This window comes from Streptococcus sanguinis, assembly GCF_050225395.1.
In the GTDB taxonomy this organism is placed as follows: Bacteria; Bacillota; Bacilli; order Lactobacillales; family Streptococcaceae; genus Streptococcus.
Window position 1 is genome coordinate 2,345,945 of the sequence record NZ_CP071431.1, and the last position, 20,946, is coordinate 2,366,890.

Sequence of the window (20,946 nt, forward strand, 5' to 3'; positions counted from 1 at the left end):
CTAAATTAATCACCAAAATCCACCACTTCTGTATCATTTTCCATCAGAGTATCGGCAAAAACTGTCCGAACAACCAGAACAAATACACAGTAAAAGCTACCGAAAACTAGGACAGGAATCATCTGGATCAGGCCAAGTAAATCATCCAGTTCCCCCAGCAAGGGATCAATATACTGCCTTATCAGATCCATCAGGAGATGAGTACCCATCCCAATCAGCCCACCAAAAGAAGCTAGAAAAAAGCTGAGCAGAACATAACGACCCCTACGCTCCTTCATCAGCAGGACTGACTTTCTCAGACAACCATAAAAAGAAAGCGGCTTGGCCAGATTGTCTCTTGAGCTAGTATCCTGAATGATATAAGACAGCAAAAAGAAGTGCGAATCAACCAGATAAGTGAAGAGTAGATAAAAGACCATGAACAAGAAAGGAAAGAGAAACTGGAAAATCACAATGGCCTCTGGACTTACTGCCCTCCGATAAAAGGCAAAGAGACTAGCCACCCCAAGATTGATGCCAATTGCCGACCAACCCATGTACAGAATCAGGACTTGGACTGCACTGACAATGAAGGAATAAAAGAGGCGAGTAAGCAAGCCATCCGAGATACTGTACCAAACCGCATAGCCAAAATAGAGCTTAACCATCTGCGGATTTCGAATCACTGTCAAGGCAAATTTATTGACGTAAGCAAAACCGAAGGCAATTATAAATGCCAAACAGGTCAAGACTAAAATGGACCGGTAAGACCAACTCGAAACCAGCGGAAAAAGAAACCAGCCCAGCACTGCAAGCGGGATTCCGACCAGCAAAAGGCCTTTCAGCCAGACAAAATAATATTCTGTAACAAAAATCCAAGCTTCTCTGAAAACCCTTGTTACTTTTACATCATTCATCGTTCATTATCCTAAATCCTAAAACCCTTTCTAATTTTTTCATAAATATTAATCTCCAAAATTAACTATTTCCCGATCATAAGACATCAGGATGTCAGCCATAACCGAACGGGCTGCCAAGGCATAAATCAGCAAAAAGCCATTTATCATACTAACAATCATTCCCACAACATTAGACACACCAGCACTAAAAAGTAAACTCAAAATTTCTATCAGACCCAATACTACAGGAATAAGCTTTAAGACAAGCTCTACCAGTAAGTAACGCCCCCTCTGACCATTCATACGAGAAAAGGACTTGCCCAAGCTGCCAAAGGCTGACAGAGGACGCAATAGGTTATCAGAGGAGTTGGTATCTTGAATAATATAAGGCAACAAGAAGAAGTGAGAGACTATAAAATAACTGTAAAACAAATGGAATACCAAGTTAAACATTGGTGCTATCAAAAAAAGCAGGAAGAGCATACTAGCCGTCTTCTCTTGGTTATTTGCAACCCAAATCATCCAAGTTCCCATATTCTCTCGAAAATTTGCATCTGACATCAAGACATTATAGAAGTATACAAAAAGAAGTAACATAGCCAAGAAAAACATGAATACGTAAATAGACACAGAAAGTAAACGCCCAAAAAAGCCATCAGAAATACTGTAGCCAACAGCTCTCCAGAAGTTTCTTCGCACCATCTGCGGATTACGAACCATAGTCAAGGAAAACTTATGGATATAAGCAATCACAAAAGAACATAGAAATCCCAGCAGAATTATACTTGGAAGAAATGTAGAAGTCAATGGAGAAAAAAATAGAATTAACAGCCCCAGAATAAAAAACGGCAGTTGAATGATAGCAAGCCCTGCTGTCCATACAAAAAAGTAATCAACAGTCAGTCCCCAGGCTTCCTTTAAAACATCGCTTACGTCAAACTTTCTTTTCATAAATCCCCTAATTAAGTCATTTTTCGCCATAAAAGACGATGTCGCAGAAGCAAGTTTTTATTTTTTAGTCCTGAGAGGATGATTAGGAATTTTTAGAGCCCCATAGAACAAGAAAACCCCCATCAGTCACCTCACTAAAAGAAATTCTTTCTATAATAAAGCAAGCTGAGACACGATTGTCCCAGCCTCCTTAACCTTTTTTCAAAAAATTTCGAATACGAATCATAATCTTGCTTGACCAAGTTTTGTCAGATGCGTATCTTACATTGATAGCAGCCATGCTCTTACCATTGTAGAACTGACCGCCAGGCTTGAGATAGTGCTCGCTAAGATAGCGGGCAACGGTATCTATACCATCGTCAAATGTTGCGAAATTTCCTGCACTGGAAAAAGGACTGGAGTCATAAGCCATGAAACCAAACAAGTTGTGCTTGGCCTGAGCAATCTGACTGCGGCCGTAATCCGATTCGTGAATAGCCAGCCCTACGAGAAAAATTGCATTAACTCCATGATCTTTCTCTGCTTTTTTGAAAGCTTTTCCCAATCCAGCCATCGGCGTGCCAGCCAAACGACTATCAATGAAATCGGCTGACACTGTGCTTGGCACTGTTACATCTTCTGAAAAGACGACTGCTCCTGTTTTCTTGGCCTGAAACTGATCTGACACCTGCACTAAAGATGGATCCAAACTGGCCTTTTCATTTGCCGCTAGGTGGCTGATAGGCAGTACACTGCCTGAAAGAACAGTAGCTGTCGCTAATGCTATGATAACTTTTTTCTTCCTAAACATTTTTTCTATCCATTTCTATTGTCGCTTTTGGTTTCCTAGATTCCTCCCCAGAAATATAGGATGACCGCCATGATACTCATAGCAGGACCAAAAGGGACTTCTTCTTTCAACTTAAATTTGAATTTCTTAAAGATGGTTGCGATTAAGAGAATAGCTCCAGCCACAAAGAAAGAACCATATCCCAAAATCAGCGTATTCAAAGGGCTAAACCAACTGCTCAGGGCAGCTAAGTAGAGAATGTCTCCCATCCCGAAAGCCTCTTTCTTGTAATAAGCCTTGGCCCCAAAATAAATGAGAGAGTAGAGACCAGCGCCAACTAGCAGCGAAAGGAGCAGTTCCCAATTGAACTCATTGGTAAAAAACGTAACAGCCATACGGCCCAGCCAGAAAACCAGCAGAACCGAGTCCGAGATGTACTGAGTATCAAAATCGATATAACCGATAATGAGACAAAGCGACACCAAGAGACAGGCTGAAACAACCATCCATGGTCCCTGATCTTGAAAGATCAGATAAGAGGCCAGCCAGAGCAGACCCGTCAGGAGCTCCACAATGAGATAGCGCGGTGAAATCGGCTCCTTGCAGTGCTTGCATTTAAAGCCCTGCATGATAATCGACACAACCGGAATCAGCTCCACCGAAGTCAAGACATGGCCGCAGGACGGGCACATAGACCGACCTTTGGCAATGCTCTTTTCCAGTGGTACACGGTAGATGACGACATTGAAAAAGCTCCCAAATACGACACCTAATATAAATACTAAACTTGCAATCATAATTTTTCCCTTTTTATACTCTTTGAAAGTCTCAGGTGACAATGTCAAACTTCGACTTCCCTTGAGTATCACTTAGATGCCAGAATGATGGATACTTGCCCCTCCTCCAAACTTAATGAAAATACCATATCTGTTTCTGTATTGTTTTGAATGGTCAATTCGGTCAAACCTTCAGCCGGCGTTCCGACGTTGAAATACTGTCCTCGATAGGAAATAACATTGGTCCGTGAAAAGGCGAGCTGCTGAATGGCATCTACAATCTGCTCAGCACCCTGACCGTAAACTTCTTTATTATCCTTGCCCTTGACTGGCAGATAGCCAGACTCCGCATTCAAAGCTCCCAGCAACTCTGAGATAGACTTGGTCTCGCCAGGAGCCAAGTAAACATTCTGCAGCTTATAAAAGGCTGTTTTCATGTTTTGAGCTTGGGCAGCGTTGGTCGGCAGTGGTACTTCCTTACGCTCTATAAAGTGCGTATATTGGCTCAGAAGCTCACTCTGATCTTCTGCTTCAACAGGCGTGCTCTCAACCTTGACATCATCAAATTTACCAGTCTTGGCAATCTCCTCAGATGCTTGGATAAAAGCAGCAGGGTCAATCTTATAGCCATTAGACTTGTCTCCCACCTTTACATTAGACTCGCCGTCCATGACCAGGTGATTGGTCGTTGGAAGCTGACTGAGAACATCAGGATGGGCAGCTAAGACATCGTTTAAAGGTCTAAGCCAAAAAAGACGGTTAGGATAGATGGAAATCTGCAGGTTTTCCTTGGTATCGAAAAACGGTGTAAACTTATCCCAAACTGTCTTGGCTGAGATATTATCCAGCCGCTTGAGCTCTTCTTCTGTGAAATAGCTCAATCCTAAAAAGCGCATATCTACAGAGAAGTGTTGCCCCGTAGACAGCTGAAAAGTCGCCTTATAGGGCAGTTCTCTGTAAACTTCAATCTCAGCTTCGCTCCGAGAGCGAACCTTCATAGAGGGACGGCCATTGATACTCAGGTCAATCGTTGGATTAAAGACAAAAATGACATAAAATAAACTACCCAGCAGAAAGGCAGCAAGTGTCGCTGCTGGAAGTAGTTTTTGATATTTTGATGAAACCTTTCTTTTTCTTCTTGACATGAATCTCATCCCAACCTTATACTACGCATTCAGCTAAGCGGATAAGGAATTTACGGTCGATACGGCGAAGAAAATCAATGATGTCATCTGAAACAGTATCTCCGGCATTCAGGATAACTCCTCCATCTGCATTAACAAGATCTTTTTGCAGTGTTTTGCCTACCAGAAGACGTTTTTGCCGATCGATAAAATCGTTAACAGCTTTCTTTGCTCCTGACTCTTCTTCAGCAACTGGCGCTGTGCTGATAGTTGTTTCTACTTCCTCAGCAGGGGCTGCCAATACTTCTTCCAAAGCAGCATCCAGACTCAGCGCTGCATCTGTTTCTTCAACTTCTTCTTCAGCTGGAGCTGTTGTTTCTTGTACCAAGTCTTGGACTTCTGGCTCTTCTGCTGTCTCTACGACTGCTTCAGAAAACTCCAACTCAGGAGCAGCAGCTCCCAGACCTACAGCAGCCAAGGCCTCTGTCAAATCTGTCGCAGCTTCTTCTTTTACATCTACTTTTTCATCTACAACTGGCTCGAATACAGGTACTTCAGCAACTACTTCCTCAATTTTTTCGGCAGGTTTTGCAGCTTCAGTTTCATGAAGCAGATCTGCTGCAGCCAGACGGCCCATTTCTACATCTGCTTCAAGATGAGGAGCTGTCTTTTTTTCATCATTGAGGATGATGTACTCTTTACCAATCATCAAGATGCGTGATTTAGGAATCTGAATTTCCTCGCTGGCATCTTCAGAATTAACCACCAAGTAACCAATTTCATTCTTTTCATCAATATGATAGTCAACAACAGTTCCCACCTTGTTTCCATCAATTGTGATGACAATTTCGTCAAAGACGCTACCCTGCTTGTCGTTCAAGACCTTCAGATCAGCCTCTTCCAGCTCTTGAAAGACTGAGCTGTTTTCTACCATGACCGCAAAGTCACCGATGCCTTGGATGTTCTTGCTAGACAGCAAGGCAAAAGGCTGTTCAGACTGCTTTGACTTAATAACAAAAGTCAGATTGACCCCCTCGTCAACAAAGACTTCATGGACTTCACCCAGTCCCATCCCTTTTTCAATCTCAATGACAACGGTCCCTGTGATTGTTTTACAACTTTTCATAATTTCCCCTAAAACCCTTCTAATTGATTACAATCAATTGTATGTTTATATAGTATTAATTTTTCACGATTTTGTCCAGCATGTTGAACGCTTCTTGACGAAGATTTTGATCTGAGCTGCCTTGGACAATTTCTTTCAGATAGCTCTCAGCTTCTTGAACTGCATTAGAAGCCAATAATTCCTGACTTTCCAGTAGGAGGAATTGGAAATAGACTTCTTTATCTCCCGCAGTTGCTGCAGCTGGTCTTGCTTCTGCCGCTTCCTCAGCTTTGAGGATGTCGGTGATTTTCTGAAGCAAATCTTCTTCTGTTTCATCTACAGCCGGAACGACTGGAGCTGCTTTGATTTGTGTTTCCTCAGCTTTGAGGATATCAGCAATTCCCTTGAGCAAGTCTTCTTCTGTCTCATCTGCAACTGCTTCTTGGATAGGCTCAGCCTGTGTCCAAAGAGCGTCTTCAGAAACTGATTGAACAACCGCTGGTTCAGCAGCTTCTTCAAATTCAAACGTTTCTGCAGCAGGTTCGAAGCTGCTTTCTTCCTCCCAAGCCTCTGCCACTTCAGCAGTCAAATCTTCCTCTTCAGATCCCAACAAATCATGCTGAATCTGGCTGAGAATATCTTGATAACCCTGAATATCAGCACGATCACGGCTAACCATAGACTCTTCAGTAGCAGAAAATTCTGGCTCTGCAGCTGCTTGACTGAAGGCGGAATCCATTTTAGCTTGTGGCTCAGTGTCTGAGTCAGCAAAGAAGAGAGATTCTAAGCTATTTGCTGCTCTCGACTCTTCTGCTCTAACTGGCTTGATATCTCCCGTAGCAGCAAAAACATCTTCCAGGCTGTTGCCTACTTCTTCTGCCACTGGCTGCTGAGTTTGTTCTTGCTCAGTGAAGAATTCTTCCTCATCTTGAGAAACAACACCTGTCACCTCAACCGCCTGCGGTCTGAAGTTGCCATAGCTAGACTCCGTATAGGACATCGGTCTAATCTTAGACAGAACAGCAGTCTCAAAGGCTGGATCATCTATATCTGTATAGCCTTGATTGCCGGCTGCATTTGCTTCCGTAGGCTGAATCAGAGAGTTGGCCACCTTAATCTTAGTAGAACCCTTGCGGTGATGAAGCAGGGACTGCAAAAATTCATCATTGGCCTTTTGTGCGCTGTGGTCCATACCCACCATGCCGACCTCAGCTGCCGCTAGCTGACTGTTTGGCTCGTATTCTCCAAAGGCAGGAGCTGTAGCCAAGTTATCAACAGGGTAGAGAGGTTTTACTTTCTCAAATCTTGTCATATCCTTTTTGATAGAACGGTCTGCTAGGGTGCGACCAGAAGCAGATACTCTCTGCCTTGCCGGACTTTCCTCAGCCTGAACCCTTTCTTTACTTTCCTTTCTCATCCTACCGGTTGAAGCATTGGAAAAGTTCAAATCTCTGGCAGATGACAAGCCTGCGCTCGTCGCTTCCACTTTCTTGCGTGGGCTCTTGGCATGCTTCTGGCTTCTGCTTCGCGCAGAAGCAGTTGCTCTCTTCTTGACTGGAGCTAGCTCCTGTGAAAAGAGCAGCACCATATAAACAGCCAAAGCCAAGGCACAGAGCCCAACAAAGGCTATGCCGGGAACTTGTTGAAAGAGGAATGGAGCACCAATCGCAAATAGCATGACCCATACTACGAGAAAAAGGCGCTTTATTAATGAAATCCTAGAAACAAATAAAATGCTAATCGTATGCAGCGCTATAAGCCCTGCTCCAAAAGGTAAAAAATATGCCATTTGAATATTTTCGACACCCCCCACTTTCTAAATGATATTAAACTTTTTCAATGCAAAACCAGTCTTGATTTTGTTTTTCCATAAACTCCATTAAAACCCAAAATAGACTCGGGCGTCTATTCTGAGTTTGCTTGTATTATACTTCAAATATCTCTATGTTTTAGTTTACTATAAATGCACCGTGAATACTAGTCTAATAACTTGGTTTTTAGCATTTTTTTAAGAAAAATTTACACATGCTCTTGAAATTTTAAACCATAGACTTATTTGGTATTTTTTCAAAGTATTTTAGCTAACTACCAAGTTATTCACAGATAGGTTATCCAGCTTCATAGTCGTTTCAGGGCTTTCTCCACTTGGAGTTTCGAAGTAGTAACCCACAATAGTCATTGGATAGCTGAATCCTGGAATGTTTTCAGGATCGAAGCTAACTTCGCGCCAGCCAGTCCAGCTGTTTGGACGAATGACGTGAAGGTAAATCTTCTGCCCACTGGCATTCTTGACAATCAAGCCAATCTTGCCCTGCCATTGATTAGACAGAGATAGAGAGAAGCTGATAGCATCAGGCTTATTGTTCAAGGATACATACGGTGCTGCAAATTCCATTTCATACATAGTAGAAGACTTGGTTGCTGGAATCTTAACCACATTGGAACCTGAACCCTCAAGAAAGTCCGTATTGTCAACTGTCACATCATACTGATTGCTGCCGCCTGACTGAATCAGCTTCAGTGGTGACTCGAAGCGGTAGATAGTTGATGAATTGTAATAAGCTGACAGGCCATCGTTCCGACTAGACTGAGTGCTAAGCTGCTCCAGATAAGACGGAGCCAGATTGGTACTGCTGTTAGCATTCGCACTGCTAGTTGTATTGGTTGTTGCGGCCCCCAAACTGCCCTTATTGCCAGTTGCATCCGTGCCGCCACCAGCTGTCGTTACAGATATAGAGCCTGCCTGCCAAGTCGGAATCGCAAATGGAGACTCCCAGTTAGCAAACTGAATCGGCGTCTTATCGACATTACTCTCCAGAGTCACATAGCGCTCGACGTCTTTAACCTGATAGAAACGCAGCTTGATTTTACCGCTGGTCAGATCAGGGTTTTTGTTTTCCTCCGTGCTAGACAGGCTTTTCTTTCCGCCCAATTCCAGCTCGCTGGAAACGATTTTTTGTTGATTGCCATCAATCAATTCCAACAATTTCAGAACCTGTGTATAAGTTCCTTCGAACTCAATGTCCGCTGTCATCTGCGTGATGTTGGTATTATTGGTCGTTCCGTTCCCTGGTGTCGCTGTATTAGCTGCAGTTGTTGTTGCAGTATTCGCATCTGATGAAGAGCTACTGCTAGATGAAGATGAGGACGATGTACCAGAAGAGCTAGAGGTCGTACTGGATGAAGAAGACGTCTCGCTTGAGCTTGAACTGCTAGTCGTACCAGAAGAGTTGGAGTTTTGACCCTTAGACGAAGTCGCAGCCAATCCCTCCTGCTGGAGTTCCAACTCTGTGCTCTCAGTATAGTTGACAGACTTGAATTTAATACCGCTTTCGTTGACTAGCTTGTCAATCAAGAAGATGAATTCCCCTTGATTGGTCGTACCATAGTATTTCTTAGCCTGATCCAGAGTCTTAGCATTCAAAGTTTGGAGCTGTTTGGTAAGAGACTTCCTCTGACTAATCTTGGCATTCTTGCCTTCCAACTCTGTAGAGATAGTTGCATGCTCTTCAGCTAACTGCGCCATCCGTGTATAAGAATTTGTTACCAGATACCCACCACCAGCAAGTACCGCTACTCCTCCAACACAGGCCAACAATTTCTTGTCACGCTCATTTAAATTACTCAGGATTTTTTTCTTTTCTTTCTCATTTTTGCTCTTCATTGAAATCTACATCCTTCGTCAAAATTTTAATGTTAAACTTGTACACTGTATTGTTATCCTTTTCCTCGCGAGTAATGTTATCCACAAAAATATGGTTAAACTTCTCAGACTTACGAAGCTCTTCCTCAAACTTAGCGATGGAAAGATGCTCTTGAGACGAACCATTGATTTCTACATTGTCGTTATTAATCTTGATATCGTCAAAGACCAGGTTCCGTGTCACGTTTTTATTAAGGAAGTCCATAAAGGCTTTGTTTACTCGATGCAGGCGGCGGAAATCACCTTCCAGGCTGGTAAAGAGAAGTTCGTCATTCTTGACCGTAACAATCTTATCTTCAGTCTCAGAGACTGCCTTCAGCTCTTGAGCCATCTCTGGACTCTTGAGTGTCTGCTCCGCTCGGTCAATCTCGCCTTGGAGGTGCATAGCGCTAAACTGGAAGAAGCCAATCAGCACAATCATAATCGCTGCAATCCCAGCAAAAGCGGAAATAGCAGCAAGTTTTAGTGGACTGGTTTTAGCCGGTGCCACATGATATTTTGAAAAGTAGTTTAAATCTCTCCGCATTAGTTCGCTCTCCTAATCAACATGGCTGTAGCCGGAATGAACTCCGCATTAAACTCGGCAGAACCTTCCCACAGTACATTCTCATAATCTACGTTATCAATTGAGATGAATTCCCGATTCATGCTCTGCTTCAGAATAGCTGCCAACTGCCAGCAAATGTCCTGGTCACCAAAGACGTAGAAGCTGTCAATGTTGAGACCAGTTGACCCGCTAAAGAAGTTTTCAGTATTGAGAATGTGGTTCTTCGCATCAGCCACCCACTCATCCAAGGCCCTCTTCAAGAGACCCGTATCCAGATCATCTGAAGCCACTGCTGGAAGCTTCTGCAATAGACTAGCGTCGTCTGCATAGCTCAGGATGTCCTTGTAGCCACGGTTGAGATAGTTGCTGGTCACAAACTTGCCTTCTGAGTAGAGATAAACACCAATGAAGCTCTTGCTCAGATGTACCATGCCGACATTCTCCTTGGTCAGCTTCTTGGCACGATTGTTAACCGCCTGAACGCGTTCCAGCCATTTTTCAAAGGTATTAGACTGAAGGTCAAAGACATAAGGTGTCAGCTTCAAATTCTCAGCCAAGCCCAGATATTGCTCTACTACGCCTTTTGGCACAGCATAGACCATGAGTGAGCGAGTATCTTCATCAAGCGGAAAAGCTGAATTAGACTCTTGCTCTTGGAATTGAATAACATAAGAAGTCGGATCAATATCCAGATATTGCTGGAGCTCGTAAGATACCAAGCCCTCAATATCCTCATCATTCTGCACACTAGCTGCCACATCAACCGAACGGGCGATGATATTGGTATTGCCAAGTGCAAAGAATGCATACTTAGCAGTGATCGCATGTTGCTCCATCAGGTCGCTGATAATGTTTTTGAGAGTAATCGGATCGATAATCTCACTATTCAGTACAACACCTTCTGGCAGATTGGCAGATGCCATCTTGATAATCTCCAGCTCATTGCGCTTCTGTCTAGCAACAACCAGATAGACTGATTCGTCAGTGAAGTCAATGGCCATCAGATTGCCCTTGATTGGCTTGCCAAACATAGTGTAAGGTGCATGCATTCTAGTGACCGGTTGGCTCGCCGCACCACTGCCTTTCTTAGCAAAGAGTGAACGATTGCCAGACTTAGCAGGCATGTCATCACTGCCACTATTCTTAGAAAAGAGCGGCTTGTTGAGCTTGGTTAAGAAGCTCCCTTTTGCTGTTGACTTTTCCTCATCGTCAAAGTCTTCTTGACGATCTGACTTGATCTGAACTCCTTGAATAGATAAGTGTTCTTTATGTTTCCCTTTTGATGAGAAGAGCGGTTTATTTAATTTTCCTAAAAATGAGCCTTTTTTCTCATTGTCTTCTTCGTCCAGAGCTCTTCTGCGCCCCTTGGACGAAAACATATTTTTTGCCATAATCTCCTAATCTCCCTTATTTTTCCTAAAACTATTTCACTTATTCACTTGCCTTATATTTTTCGCTGAAATACTTAGCAAGTTTTTGTATATCAACGTCGTTTAACGATGTTTTATAAATTGCAAATTCATTGATATAGGTATTCCCACCAAATACAATTTGGCCTGTTTCAACATTATGACGAACACCATTTTTATTCAAAAATAGTTGCTGTGTATGAGCCAACGCTCCGTTGACAAAAAATTCAAGTGTTAGAATATCATTTTTAGTAGAACTACGAACCTGAATAGAATTGTCTTTTGTAAAATCTAGTTTAGCATTTGCATACTGCTGACCACCATTATTAGCGGCAGTATTATCTACTGTTTTTATTGCAATTTTACCGCTATCTTCCAAGTTAATTGCCCAACTTAAAGTATTATCTAACTTATAAGTCAACAACGATCCTATTTGCGTTCTATTCCCAATTAAGATTGATGTAGTATTTGAGTTCCCATTTCTAAAATCTCGTTTTTCAAAAGTCAACGAATACTTATCGCGAGGTGCAATAAACTGCCGAGATTGACGAATTACATCTTCATAATAATTAAGAACAGGTACATTAAAAATATTAAATGAATCAAACGACTTGTCATGAGCATAGTCACGTACGTCCGTATTGGTGTAAATTTGAGCATCACTCGGTAGCATTGAAAATGTGCTATTTTTTTTCAGAAGCGCTAAATCGGCGTCCGTATGTATATCTAAATTATTTGTTACAGGCAGTCCCATAACCCAAATACGCTCAGCTTCTTGGTAGTTACCGACACGACCGTAGGAGTTAATAACCCGTGCCGCAAAGGTTAGATAGCGTCCTCGCATGTTATCAGTAATGTAAACTCCATTTCCTTTCTTAGAAAGTTGTCGAAAGTCAGTAGGCATTTCAGGAAGAACGGTCGCGGAACCGATTGTATCACCAACTTGACCAATTGTCCCAACTGGTACAATGCCAGGAAGACCATTCCCAATGCTACGATCACTAAGAAACCATCCAGACTCTGTATAAATCCTCGCTTTGCTTCCTTGCTGACTATCAGCAAGTCCAACGGAGCCAGGTTTAGTAGTTTCCCCAATATAATAAAATCTTTTAGAATCTGGAACCTTTACATCTAAATCTTCTGGAATTTGAAGAACACTCTCTTTTGCATTTGCTGCAAAAAGATGTATATTTTTAGTTTGGTTATTTTTATTATAAGAAAGAGTCTGACCTGTCACTTTTATATTCTGCAAAGAGCCATTTCCAATCCGGTAGGAGAAAGTTTCCACCTCTGTCCCCTTGCCACTATTCTTCTTAATTTCTGACAAGCGAGTTTCAAAGTCCTGTTGGATATCAAAGTTGATAGTATTTTGCTTGCGTTGCCCCAGAATATTGTGATAACTGCTGGCAAAGAATGTCAAAAATCCCGCAGCAATGACACCTATAAGGATAAGAGAAATTAATACTTCAACTAACGTTATACCCTTACGTTTCTGTAATCTTTTCATCTCTTCTCCTTTCTATGGACCAGAAACAAACCAAAGATCTTGCTGAATCTGTTTTTTAATATCTGAAAAAGTCTTTTTTAACTCCTCAGCATCAGTAGCCGACACATATTGTGCGTCCACAACACCTTCGCGAATAGCTTCCGTTAGAGCTTCACCATATGCAACCTCTTGCTCTACTCCAGAAAACCCTATAAGATTAACTCGCCTTATGTCTTTACCAAACTTTTTAGATACTGCCCCAGCATAACCGATTGTTTTAGCTCGAAAAGCACTGTCAGAGGAGTCTTGATCATAGGCCAGTCGAGAAAATTGTTCACTGTACTTAGCACCATCTAAATAACCAACTTGGAAATTATCCACTTTCGTGGACAAATTATATATTGGTTTTTGGTAATCTACTATCTCTCCTCCTCGAATCCATACTTTATTTCCAGGATAATTAGCACTAGGATCTACTATATAAGCATTTGGGATACCATCTGTCAGTAAAACGACATACTTAAGTTGGACATGCTGTTGCTGCAAACTAACCATTCCATAACGGAGACCATCACCAGGGTTAGTAACGCCTCGGGTCGGTAAACTGTTAATACTTTTCTCTATTTGTTCTGTTCCTTTATCTAGTTGAGAAAAATCTTTTTGAACGTAAAAACCATAATGTGAAAAACCTGATAAGTTAACACTAACATTTCCTATTTCTTTCAGTTCTTTCACCATTTCGATTGCTTTCTCTCGCAAAATGCTAATTCGTCGTTCCTTTACTACATTTGTGTTTCGCCCTTTCATATCTCTTTCCATCGAGCCAGAACTGTCAAAAACAAAAGAGATAGCTACATTCACCTGTCCTTCAATCGGATCGTTTCTATAAGCCAGAGCGATGCCTTTTTTCCCTTTACCAACTTTTGAAAAGACCTGCTTACTGTTGAGGGTAGACATAGCTGTATCAATAGAGAACTTATTATTAGAATCTGGATATTTCCCAGTCAGATTGTAATTAATTAGACGGTTATCTTGATAGGCACCGTCAGTTTTAAATTCTAAGTCCAGCTTCATATCATAAAGAGATTTTGTTCCTAATTTAATAACATTCCAATCTTGTTTCTTCTTATCCCAAACATAGTTAAGAACCATTTTTCCATCAGCCGAAAGACCGATATAGCTCCACTCCTTAGTCAAGCCTTCCCCGCTCCCTTTGTACTTGCTATCATCCAAGATAAAGACTGAGGTTGCCTTGCCAATAGTACGGTCAACATACTGCATAGAAGTTCGCATTTCTGCTTGAATATTTGCTTCACGCTCAATGAGCTCTCGACTAGAAAACATAGTATTAAATATAACTCCGATGATGAGCGCTATCATACTCATGAGCATAATAGCCATAATCATCTCGACTAGGGTAAAACCTTTTTGTATTTGTTTCATCATTCCTACCTATTTTTTATTTCTTAGACGAAATCAAGTGGCCTTCTTCTGAACGGATACCACTGCTTGCCCAATTAAATTTAACGATATGTTCATAATAGTCCTCACTATTGGGGAGCTTAGACCTTGACTTAATCGTAATGTAGTAATTTTCTGGTCCACTAGTAGCTCCTACAAAAGCTCCAGTCATCTCGATTTCTGCCTCACCACCATCTTTAAACTTATGTTTTGATCTAATCGGACCTGCTGAGTTCGGCTGCCCCTCTGCTCTCTTCTTGAATTCAGCTTTCAAAGGAGAAGCATCTTCATCCTCAAAATAAGCTCCTAAAGCCAACTGCGTACCAGAAGTCGCTGTGTACTTAGCTTTTAGATAGCTATACATGCGCTGAGTCTGGGTTTGCCCAGTATCTACAATAGATGCTAAAATTCCAATCATAGCTACCAGAATTACTATGGTTACAATAACCATTGGTAAGGTTGACCCCTGTCTTTTTTTCCCTTTCATTTTAGTATTCTCCTAATATTTCTACTTTTGATATTGCCAAAATAGTTGTCACAGTCTGACAACTACTTTGGTAATATCCGACTGCCAAAGCAGTCGGAGTAGAGAAATAATCTCTTTTACATGTTGTTAGTTCAATAATTAACTATTAGCTGTTGTACGAGACTTCCAGTCATAAGTCCATTTTTTATAATTAGTATCTGAAGCCGTTTTCCCTGCTGGAATAAACTCTGATACCAGCTTACCACCGTCAATCTTATGAGCTGGATTCTTATCGTTTTTAGCCAAAGCGGAAGCCAAATCACTTTCTTGTTTAGCATTTTTAGAAATATAAGGAGCTAACTGATTAAGACTCTCCAGTTTAGTTTCTTCTGGATTTTCTTGACTGCCAACAAAGGATTGTACCGCTGACATTAGCTCACGATGTTCGGATTGAATACGGGTCTTGCGAGCATTGTCCTGGAAAGAAGTGAGGGAAGGAATTGCTACAGCTGCGATGATAGCGATAATGATGATTACCACAATCAACTCAACCAAGGTGAAACCTTTACCTTTTTTATTCAAGTCCTGACGGAACTTTTGCAACCTGCTTAACATCCTATGATATCTCTCCTAATTCTTTTTCATAATTATACCGAAATAACTATACAAATATCTTACTCAGATAATTTGATGATTAATTACGGCCACCTTGTGCTGCAGTTGCGGTTGTTTGAGCTTTCCAATCATAAGTCCATTTCTTGTAGTTAGGATCGGAATTCGTTTTTCCTGCCGGAATAAACTCTGATACTAGCTTACCACCGTCAATCTTGTGAGCTGATGCAGTACCATTTTTAGCCAAAGCGGAAGCCAAATCACTTTCTTGTTTAGCATTTTTAGAAATATAAGGGGCTAACTGGTTAAGACTAGTAAGCTCCGCTTTTTCAGGATCATCTTGGCTTCCAATAAAGGACTGAACTGCTGAAACCAACTCGCGGTGTTCTGATTGAATACGGCTCTTACGTGCATTGTCTTGGAATCCAGTAATCGCTGGAATCGCTACAGCTGCGATGATTGCGATAATGATGATTACCACGATCAACTCTACCAAGGTAAAACCTTTACCTTTTTTCTTCAAGTCCTGACGGAATTTTTGCAATTTGTTTAACATTTTGAATAGTTCTCCTATCTCTTTATTTATAAAGGCTGATAAATAGCCTTTTTATATTTTTAATTTTTAACATCTCTCAAATGTAGGGTTTTAATACATCATTATTTAGATGATTTGATTAATTACGGCCACCTTGTGCAGCAGTCGCGGTTGTTTGAGCTTTCCAATCATAAGTCCATTTCTTGTAGTTAGGATCGGAATTCGTTTTTCCTGCTGGAATAAACTCTGATATCAGCTTACCTCCATCAATCTTGTGAGCTGATGCAGTACCATTTTTAGCCAAAGCAGAAGCCAAATCACTTTCTTGTTTAGCATTTTTAGAAATATAAGGGGCTAACTGGTTAAGACTAGTAAGCTCCGCTTTTTCAGGATCATCTTGGCTTCCAATAAAGGACTGAACTGCTGAAACCAACTCGCGGTGTTCTGATTGAATACGGCTCTTACGTGCATTGTCTTGGAATCCAGTAATCGCTGGAATCGCTACAGCTGCGATGATTGCGATAATGATGATTACCACGATCAACTCTACCAAGGTAAAACCTTTACCTTTTTTCTTCAAGTCCTGACGGAACTTTTGCAATTTGTTTAACATTTTGAATAGTTCTCCTATTTTTTCATAATTTTTACTATTTTCGCCCACAGGGGCATTTGTTTTGTTCCTAGCTGGGAGACCCTACAAACTCCCAGCATCAGAACGATTTCCTAACTTTTGCAAGGCTATCGCCCTGCTATCTCCTAAACTTTTCTGGGGTGCCTTTCTACTGGTCAACTCCAGATCCTGCATCCACAGCATGAGCAAGCTCAAACATTGGCAGCATGACAGACGCTACGATACCACCGATGATAACCCCCATGACGATAATCATGGCTGGCTCCAAGAGTGAGAGCAGCTGCTTGATAGCTGTTTCAAGCTCTTCTTCATAATAATCTGATGTCTTGACCAGCATGGACTCCAGAGATCCGGACTCCTCACCAATCTTGACCATAGAGAGCATCATGGGAGGGAAGAGACCAGTCGCGGTAATCATCCCTGTTAGACGTTCCCCTTTTTGCAGACCTTCATTAGCGATCTTCATCTTTTCAATGACGACAGCGTTGTTGGTTGTTGCAGCAGCAGACTCAATAGCCTCGACCAGAGGAATACCTGCACTAGTCAGGATAGCCAAGGTGCTGGCAAAGCGAGCAGTAACAATCTTCTGCATTGGCCCCTTGATGACCGGTAGCCAAAGCTTAAGTCGATCTAGCTGGTAACGTCCTGCTTCTGTGCTGCGATAGCGCAGGAAGAGGAAGACCAGAATCCCCGTCACACCGAAGAGGATATACCAGTAAGAGCGGACAAAGTTACTAGCTGCTAGGACGATACGCGTTGGCAGCGGCATAGCCATCCCACTCTGCTCGAAGATTCCTGAGAAGCTTGGGATAACGATATAGAGCAAGGCCAAGACTGCTGCTACAGCTAGAAAGGCTAGGACTGCGGGATAGATCATAGCCCCACGAATCTGGCGGCTGGTCTTGAGCTCTTTGTTATAGTGCTCAGACATCTTTTCCAGTACCTCGTCCAGCTTACCAGTCTTTTCACCGGCCTGCACCATACGAATCAAGAGATCGGGAAACATCCCTTCCTGATCCAGCATGGCCTTGGACAGCTGACTACCTTCTTTTAGGCTCTTGCTGACAATTTTAAGACTAGACTTGAGATTCTTTGAAGTAGCCTGTTGCTCTAGGATATCCACTGCATTATTGAGGGGAATCCCTGACTCCAGCATAACCGACATCTGCTTACAGAAGAGCGATATGTCCTTGAGCTTGATCTTCTTACTTTGGAAAAGGGTGATTTCCTTAGAGCCCATGACCTTTTCTTCGACACTGATTGGCTTACCTTTGAGACGGATCCGATTGACGGCGTCAGTCCGGTTAGGCGCATCCACCTCTAGTGTGACGACCCCTTGCCGAGTGTCTAAGTATTTACATACATATACTGTCATGCTCTAGTACCCCACTATTCCTAGGGATTTTTCAACTTGAGCGCGGTCCACTGAGTAAGACAGCAGCGTTCTTTGGTCGATGACATTGCGACGGTAGAGTCCCATGAGCGAAGTATCCATGGTAATCATGCCTAGCTGAGCCCCCGTTTGGATTGGCGTCAGCAGCTGGTGGGTCTTCCCTTCGCGAATGAGGTTGCGAATAGCGGGTGTTCCCAGCATGATTTCAAAGGCAGCCACACGACCCTTGCCGGTCGCTGTACGCATAAGCTGCTGCGATACAACGCCTTCCATAACGGCTGAAAGCTGTACACGGATTTGCTCCTGCTGCTCGGCTGGAAATACGTCGATAATCCGGTCCATGGTGTTTACGGCACCGACCGTGTGGAGAGTTGACAGGACTAAGTGACCTGTTTCCGCCGCACGCAGGGCGATTTCAATCGTTTCCTTATCCCGCATCTCACCGACTAGGATGACATCCGGATCCTGACGAAGGGCACCGCGGAGGGCATTTCCGAAGCTCTGCGTATCTGCTCCCAGCTCACGCTGGTTGACCAAGCACTTATTATGCGTATGCATGTACTCGATCGGATCTTCAATTGTGATGATGTGCTCGTCCCGCAAGCTGTTCATGTAGTTGATCATGGTTGCCAGAGTCGTTGACTTTCCGCTTCCTGTTGGTCCGGTAACCAATATCAGCCCCCGGCGTTTCTCAGCTAGCTTTTTGATAACTGGTGGCAATCCCAGAGATTCCATAGATGGAATATCCTTGGGAATGACCCGCAAGGCAATCCCGCAGTTGTTTTTCTGCTTAAAGATATTGACCCGCAAGCGATAGCCATTATCGACCTCGTAGGCACAGTCCACTTCACCGACTTCTAAAAGATGAGCAATCTGCTTCTCATTTAAAATATGCTTGGTGAAGCGAACCGTGTCTTCGTTGGTCAAAATTGTATTGTTGAGTTGTGTTAACCTCCCGTGCAGTCGCATGGTTGGCTCAGCGCCAACCGTGAAGTGGATATCTGATGCACCCGCTTCAATCGCCTGCTTAATTAACTCATCCAAATTCATCCTAAACTTCCCCTTCTAGACTAAAGGCAATCTTCATTGCTTCTTCAATCGTTGTAGTCCCCTGTTTTGCGATATCAATGGCCTCCTCCGCCAAGTCTCGCATACCATTTTTCTTAGCTTCTGCTCGAAGCTGTGCTGTTGTTCCACCATCATTAATTAGTGATTTAATCTCCCTTGTCACTGCCATGATTTCGTGGATAGCTATACGTCCATAGTATCCCGTACCGCTGCAGTAGTTGCAGCCGCGTCCGCGATACAAGGTGTCTCCCTTGTGAATACCGATACCTGCATGTTCATTTGTTTCTACAGTGTATTCAGTCTTACACTTAGGGCAGATGCGCTTAATCAAGCGCTGTGCGATAATACCGACAGTCGCCGTTGAGACCAGATAAGGCTTGATGCCCATATCGACCAAACGGTTGACTGTGCTAGCTGTGTCATTGGTGTGGATAGTCGAGAGAACGACGTGACCAGTGATAGCGGCCCGAACCGCGATACTAGCTGTCTCTTCGTCCCGAATTTCCCCCAAGAGAACGATGTCCGGGTCCTGACGCAAGATACTTCTCAAACCACTCGCGAAGGTCAGTCCAGCTTTATTATTTACCTGAACTTGGTTGACCCCTTCCAATCGGTACTCAACCGGATCTTCAACAGTGATGATATTTTTTCCTACATCATTGAGCTCACGGAGCGCTGTGTAGAGAGTGGTTGTCTTTCCGCTTCCTGTCGGACCAGTCAGCAAGATGATGCCTTCTGGCGCCTTAAGAATATCTTCAAAGAGCTTCTGATTGGTTGGCGAGAATCCTAGCTCCTCTTTACTGAGGAGAGTTGCATTCCGGCTCAAAATCCGAATAACGATTTTTTCACCGAATACAGTAGGCAAGACTGAAACCCGCATGTCGACTTCTTTGCCGTCGATGGTTGTTTCAATCCGTCCATCCTGAGGAATCCGCCGCTCGGCGATGTCCAGACCACTCATGATCTTAATCCGTGTCGCAATAGCTGAGTGAGCATTGGCTTTCAACTGCATGTTTTCCACCAAGGTCCCGTCAACCCGGAAACGAACACGAACAACTTTTTCAAAGGGCTCAATATGGATATCGCTGGTCCGCGTCTTGATTGCCTGACTGATAATCGAGTCAATCAAACGTACAACCGGAGCGTTTTTGATTTCGAGATCTTCTTCGACAATCTCTTCGTCCACATTAAAACCTTCGATTTCGGTCGCTGCCTGTTGGGCTTCTTCTCCTTTAGAATAGTATTGATCGATATACTTCTCAATATCATCCCGAAAAGTTACATAAGGTTCTACCGCCATCTTAGAGACGATTTTAACGTCATCTAGGGCGATATAGTTGCTTGGGTCTGCCATCGCAACTATTAACTTGGGTTCTTCTCCCTCTTCTCCATCTGTGAAAGAGATCGGAATCAATCCATGACGTTTAGCAACTTTTTCTGAAACCTTCTCGACAGCTTCCTTTTCTATCACAAACTGTGATAGATTGACATGAGGTACACGATAGTAGTAACTCATGACTTTCAGCATATCTTCTTCTGTCACATAGCCCTTGCTGATTAGATATCTCTCTAACTGCATGTTTGATTGTGGCATATCTTGAAGAATTTCTTCTTTTTGAGCTGCCGTTATCAGATTGAATTGAACCAATATAGCGATTAGTGCCATTTGTTTCTCCTGTCTGTGATTTTTTTGTAAAAATCCTTCAATTCTTTCTATGCGTTATTAGATAACAGCTTTCTTAAAAAAATCTCCCTCGCTTAAAGTTTCCTTTAAGGTTTCTTTAAGCTTTTTAAGTTAGGCTAGTACATGGAAAATTTACCAATAGAACCAAACTTAATGTTTTAAGTTAGATGCTTTGAGCAGTATCTCTATTTGATAAATCTAGTAAACAGTCCTTAAAACAATCCTAGGATTGACAAGGGACGTTTTAGTTTTGTCAAAAGGGGCGCAAAAAAGCAGATGCCAAAAACATTTGTTCTTGCGTTCTTAAATACTATACAAAGCAAGTTCTCTTGCAAAATTTCTCATGCT

The 20,946-nt window shown here is 42.6% G+C and carries 19 protein-coding genes; all 19 read right to left on the reverse strand.

The features are described from left to right. Nucleotides 1–5: 5 nt before the first annotated feature. The 19 genes from J1C81_RS11550 to J1C81_RS11640 all read right to left on the reverse strand — a co-directional run bounded on the left by J1C81_RS11550 (nucleotide 6) and on the right by J1C81_RS11640 (nucleotide 20,580). Nucleotides 6–896 (reverse strand): hypothetical protein, encoded by an 891-nt coding sequence (locus J1C81_RS11550; protein ID WP_004189471.1) that lies wholly within the window; start codon nucleotides 894–896, stop codon nucleotides 6–8. 48 nt (nucleotides 897–944) lie between these two features. Next, nucleotides 945–1,859 carry a hypothetical protein gene (locus J1C81_RS11555; protein ID WP_004189470.1) on the reverse strand — a complete coding sequence of 305 codons (915 nt, stop codon included), beginning with the start codon at nucleotides 1,857–1,859 and terminating at the stop codon, nucleotides 945–947. A 160-nt stretch (nucleotides 1,860–2,019) separates the two neighbouring features. Beyond that, nucleotides 2,020–2,619, reverse strand: a complete 600-nt coding sequence (locus J1C81_RS11560) for a glucosaminidase domain-containing protein (protein ID WP_004189468.1) — start codon at nucleotides 2,617–2,619, stop codon at nucleotides 2,020–2,022. Nucleotides 2,620–2,654: 35 nt separating this feature from the next. Next, nucleotides 2,655–3,467: a prepilin peptidase gene (locus J1C81_RS11565; protein ID WP_004189465.1), complete on the reverse strand. Its 813-nt coding sequence runs from the start codon at nucleotides 3,465–3,467 to the stop codon at nucleotides 2,655–2,657. Beyond that, nucleotides 3,464–4,528 carry a VanW family protein gene (locus J1C81_RS11570; protein WP_002901879.1) on the reverse strand — a complete coding sequence of 355 codons (1,065 nt, stop codon included), beginning with the start codon at nucleotides 4,526–4,528 and terminating at the stop codon, nucleotides 3,464–3,466. The genes J1C81_RS11565 and J1C81_RS11570 overlap by 4 nt, the downstream gene beginning before the upstream one ends. A 7-nt stretch (nucleotides 4,529–4,535) precedes the next feature. After that, entirely contained in the window at nucleotides 4,536–5,624 is a 1,089-nt protein-coding gene (locus tag J1C81_RS11575) for a hypothetical protein (protein WP_004189463.1), read from the reverse strand. 55 nt (nucleotides 5,625–5,679) lie between these two features. Beyond that, the gene (locus J1C81_RS11580; RefSeq protein ID WP_427197460.1) at nucleotides 5,680–7,392 is read right to left on the reverse strand and encodes an SSA_2305 family type IV pilus system protein; all 1,713 of its coding nucleotides are present in this window, start codon (nucleotides 7,390–7,392) and stop codon (nucleotides 5,680–5,682) included. Between the two features lie 288 nt (nucleotides 7,393–7,680). Beyond that, on the reverse strand, nucleotides 7,681–9,267 hold the full coding sequence (locus tag J1C81_RS11585) for a hypothetical protein (RefSeq protein ID WP_002894176.1): 1,587 nt from the start codon (nucleotides 9,265–9,267) through the stop codon (nucleotides 7,681–7,683). After that, nucleotides 9,251–9,832: a PilN domain-containing protein gene (locus tag J1C81_RS11590; protein ID WP_002899352.1), complete on the reverse strand. Its 582-nt coding sequence runs from the start codon at nucleotides 9,830–9,832 to the stop codon at nucleotides 9,251–9,253. The genes J1C81_RS11585 and J1C81_RS11590 overlap by 17 nt, the downstream gene beginning before the upstream one ends. Then, nucleotides 9,832–11,244 carry a pilus assembly protein PilM gene (gene pilM / locus J1C81_RS11595; RefSeq protein WP_002899353.1) on the reverse strand — a complete coding sequence of 471 codons (1,413 nt, stop codon included), beginning with the start codon at nucleotides 11,242–11,244 and terminating at the stop codon, nucleotides 9,832–9,834. Before pilM ends, J1C81_RS11590 begins: the two co-directional genes overlap by 1 nt. A gap of 40 nt (nucleotides 11,245–11,284) precedes the next feature. Continuing rightward, nucleotides 11,285–12,769 (reverse strand): type II secretion system protein, encoded by a 1,485-nt coding sequence (locus J1C81_RS11600; protein WP_004189459.1) that lies wholly within the window; start codon nucleotides 12,767–12,769, stop codon nucleotides 11,285–11,287. A gap of 12 nt (nucleotides 12,770–12,781) precedes the next feature. Continuing rightward, nucleotides 12,782–14,194: a VWA domain-containing protein gene (locus tag J1C81_RS11605; protein WP_004189457.1), complete on the reverse strand. Its 1,413-nt coding sequence runs from the start codon at nucleotides 14,192–14,194 to the stop codon at nucleotides 12,782–12,784. 13 nt (nucleotides 14,195–14,207) lie between these two features. After that, complete coding sequence (locus J1C81_RS11610; RefSeq protein ID WP_004189456.1) at nucleotides 14,208–14,696, reverse strand: hypothetical protein; 489 nt, start codon at nucleotides 14,694–14,696, stop codon at nucleotides 14,208–14,210. 138 nt (nucleotides 14,697–14,834) lie between these two features. Continuing rightward, nucleotides 14,835–15,290: a prepilin-type N-terminal cleavage/methylation domain-containing protein gene (locus J1C81_RS11615; protein WP_004189453.1), complete on the reverse strand. Its 456-nt coding sequence runs from the start codon at nucleotides 15,288–15,290 to the stop codon at nucleotides 14,835–14,837. Between the two features lie 79 nt (nucleotides 15,291–15,369). Then, nucleotides 15,370–15,843 (reverse strand): prepilin-type N-terminal cleavage/methylation domain-containing protein, encoded by a 474-nt coding sequence (locus J1C81_RS11620; protein ID WP_427197461.1) that lies wholly within the window; start codon nucleotides 15,841–15,843, stop codon nucleotides 15,370–15,372. A 118-nt stretch (nucleotides 15,844–15,961) separates the two neighbouring features. Next, nucleotides 15,962–16,435, reverse strand: coding sequence for a prepilin-type N-terminal cleavage/methylation domain-containing protein (locus tag J1C81_RS11625; RefSeq protein WP_427197462.1), 474 nt, complete (start codon nucleotides 16,433–16,435; stop codon nucleotides 15,962–15,964). A gap of 166 nt (nucleotides 16,436–16,601) precedes the next feature. Then, nucleotides 16,602–17,828: a type II secretion system F family protein gene (locus J1C81_RS11630; RefSeq protein ID WP_004189448.1), complete on the reverse strand. Its 1,227-nt coding sequence runs from the start codon at nucleotides 17,826–17,828 to the stop codon at nucleotides 16,602–16,604. Between the two features lie 3 nt (nucleotides 17,829–17,831). Next, nucleotides 17,832–18,896 carry a type IV pilus twitching motility protein PilT gene (locus J1C81_RS11635; protein WP_002899359.1) on the reverse strand — a complete coding sequence of 355 codons (1,065 nt, stop codon included), beginning with the start codon at nucleotides 18,894–18,896 and terminating at the stop codon, nucleotides 17,832–17,834. 1 nt (nucleotide 18,897) lies between these two features. Beyond that, the gene (locus J1C81_RS11640) at nucleotides 18,898–20,580 is read right to left on the reverse strand and encodes a GspE/PulE family protein (protein ID WP_002899594.1); all 1,683 of its coding nucleotides are present in this window, start codon (nucleotides 20,578–20,580) and stop codon (nucleotides 18,898–18,900) included. Nucleotides 20,581–20,946 lie beyond the last annotated feature (366 nt).

What these genes read in the sequence shown, in the direction of transcription:
- J1C81_RS11550 (WP_004189471.1), bottom strand. Translation starts at nt 896, where the DNA reads ATGAATGATGTAAAAGTAACAAGGGTTTTCAGAGAAGCTTGGATTTTT.
- J1C81_RS11555 (WP_004189470.1), bottom strand. Translation starts at nt 1,859, where the DNA reads ATGGCGAAAAATGACTTAATTAGGGGATTTATGAAAAGAAAGTTTGAC.
- J1C81_RS11560 (WP_004189468.1), bottom strand. Translation starts at nt 2,619, where the DNA reads ATGTTTAGGAAGAAAAAAGTTATCATAGCATTAGCGACAGCTACTGTT.
- J1C81_RS11570 (WP_002901879.1), bottom strand. Translation starts at nt 4,528, where the DNA reads ATGAGATTCATGTCAAGAAGAAAAAGAAAGGTTTCATCAAAATATCAA.
- J1C81_RS11575 (WP_004189463.1), bottom strand. Translation starts at nt 5,624, where the DNA reads ATGAAAAGTTGTAAAACAATCACAGGGACCGTTGTCATTGAGATTGAA.
- J1C81_RS11580 (WP_427197460.1), bottom strand. Translation starts at nt 7,392, where the DNA reads ATGGCATATTTTTTACCTTTTGGAGCAGGGCTTATAGCGCTGCATACG.
- J1C81_RS11585 (WP_002894176.1), bottom strand. Translation starts at nt 9,267, where the DNA reads ATGAAGAGCAAAAATGAGAAAGAAAAGAAAAAAATCCTGAGTAATTTA.
- J1C81_RS11590 (WP_002899352.1), bottom strand. Translation starts at nt 9,832, where the DNA reads ATGCGGAGAGATTTAAACTACTTTTCAAAATATCATGTGGCACCGGCT.
- pilM (WP_002899353.1), bottom strand. Translation starts at nt 11,244, where the DNA reads ATGGCAAAAAATATGTTTTCGTCCAAGGGGCGCAGAAGAGCTCTGGAC.
- J1C81_RS11600 (WP_004189459.1), bottom strand. Translation starts at nt 12,769, where the DNA reads ATGAAAAGATTACAGAAACGTAAGGGTATAACGTTAGTTGAAGTATTA.
- J1C81_RS11605 (WP_004189457.1), bottom strand. Translation starts at nt 14,194, where the DNA reads ATGATGAAACAAATACAAAAAGGTTTTACCCTAGTCGAGATGATTATG.
- J1C81_RS11610 (WP_004189456.1), bottom strand. Translation starts at nt 14,696, where the DNA reads ATGAAAGGGAAAAAAAGACAGGGGTCAACCTTACCAATGGTTATTGTA.
- J1C81_RS11615 (WP_004189453.1), bottom strand. Translation starts at nt 15,290, where the DNA reads ATGTTAAGCAGGTTGCAAAAGTTCCGTCAGGACTTGAATAAAAAAGGT.
- J1C81_RS11620 (WP_427197461.1), bottom strand. Translation starts at nt 15,843, where the DNA reads ATGTTAAACAAATTGCAAAAATTCCGTCAGGACTTGAAGAAAAAAGGT.
- J1C81_RS11625 (WP_427197462.1), bottom strand. Translation starts at nt 16,435, where the DNA reads ATGTTAAACAAATTGCAAAAGTTCCGTCAGGACTTGAAGAAAAAAGGT.
- J1C81_RS11630 (WP_004189448.1), bottom strand. Translation starts at nt 17,828, where the DNA reads ATGACAGTATATGTATGTAAATACTTAGACACTCGGCAAGGGGTCGTC.
- J1C81_RS11635 (WP_002899359.1), bottom strand. Translation starts at nt 18,896, where the DNA reads ATGAATTTGGATGAGTTAATTAAGCAGGCGATTGAAGCGGGTGCATCA.
- J1C81_RS11640 (WP_002899594.1), bottom strand. Translation starts at nt 20,580, where the DNA reads ATGGCACTAATCGCTATATTGGTTCAATTCAATCTGATAACGGCAGCT.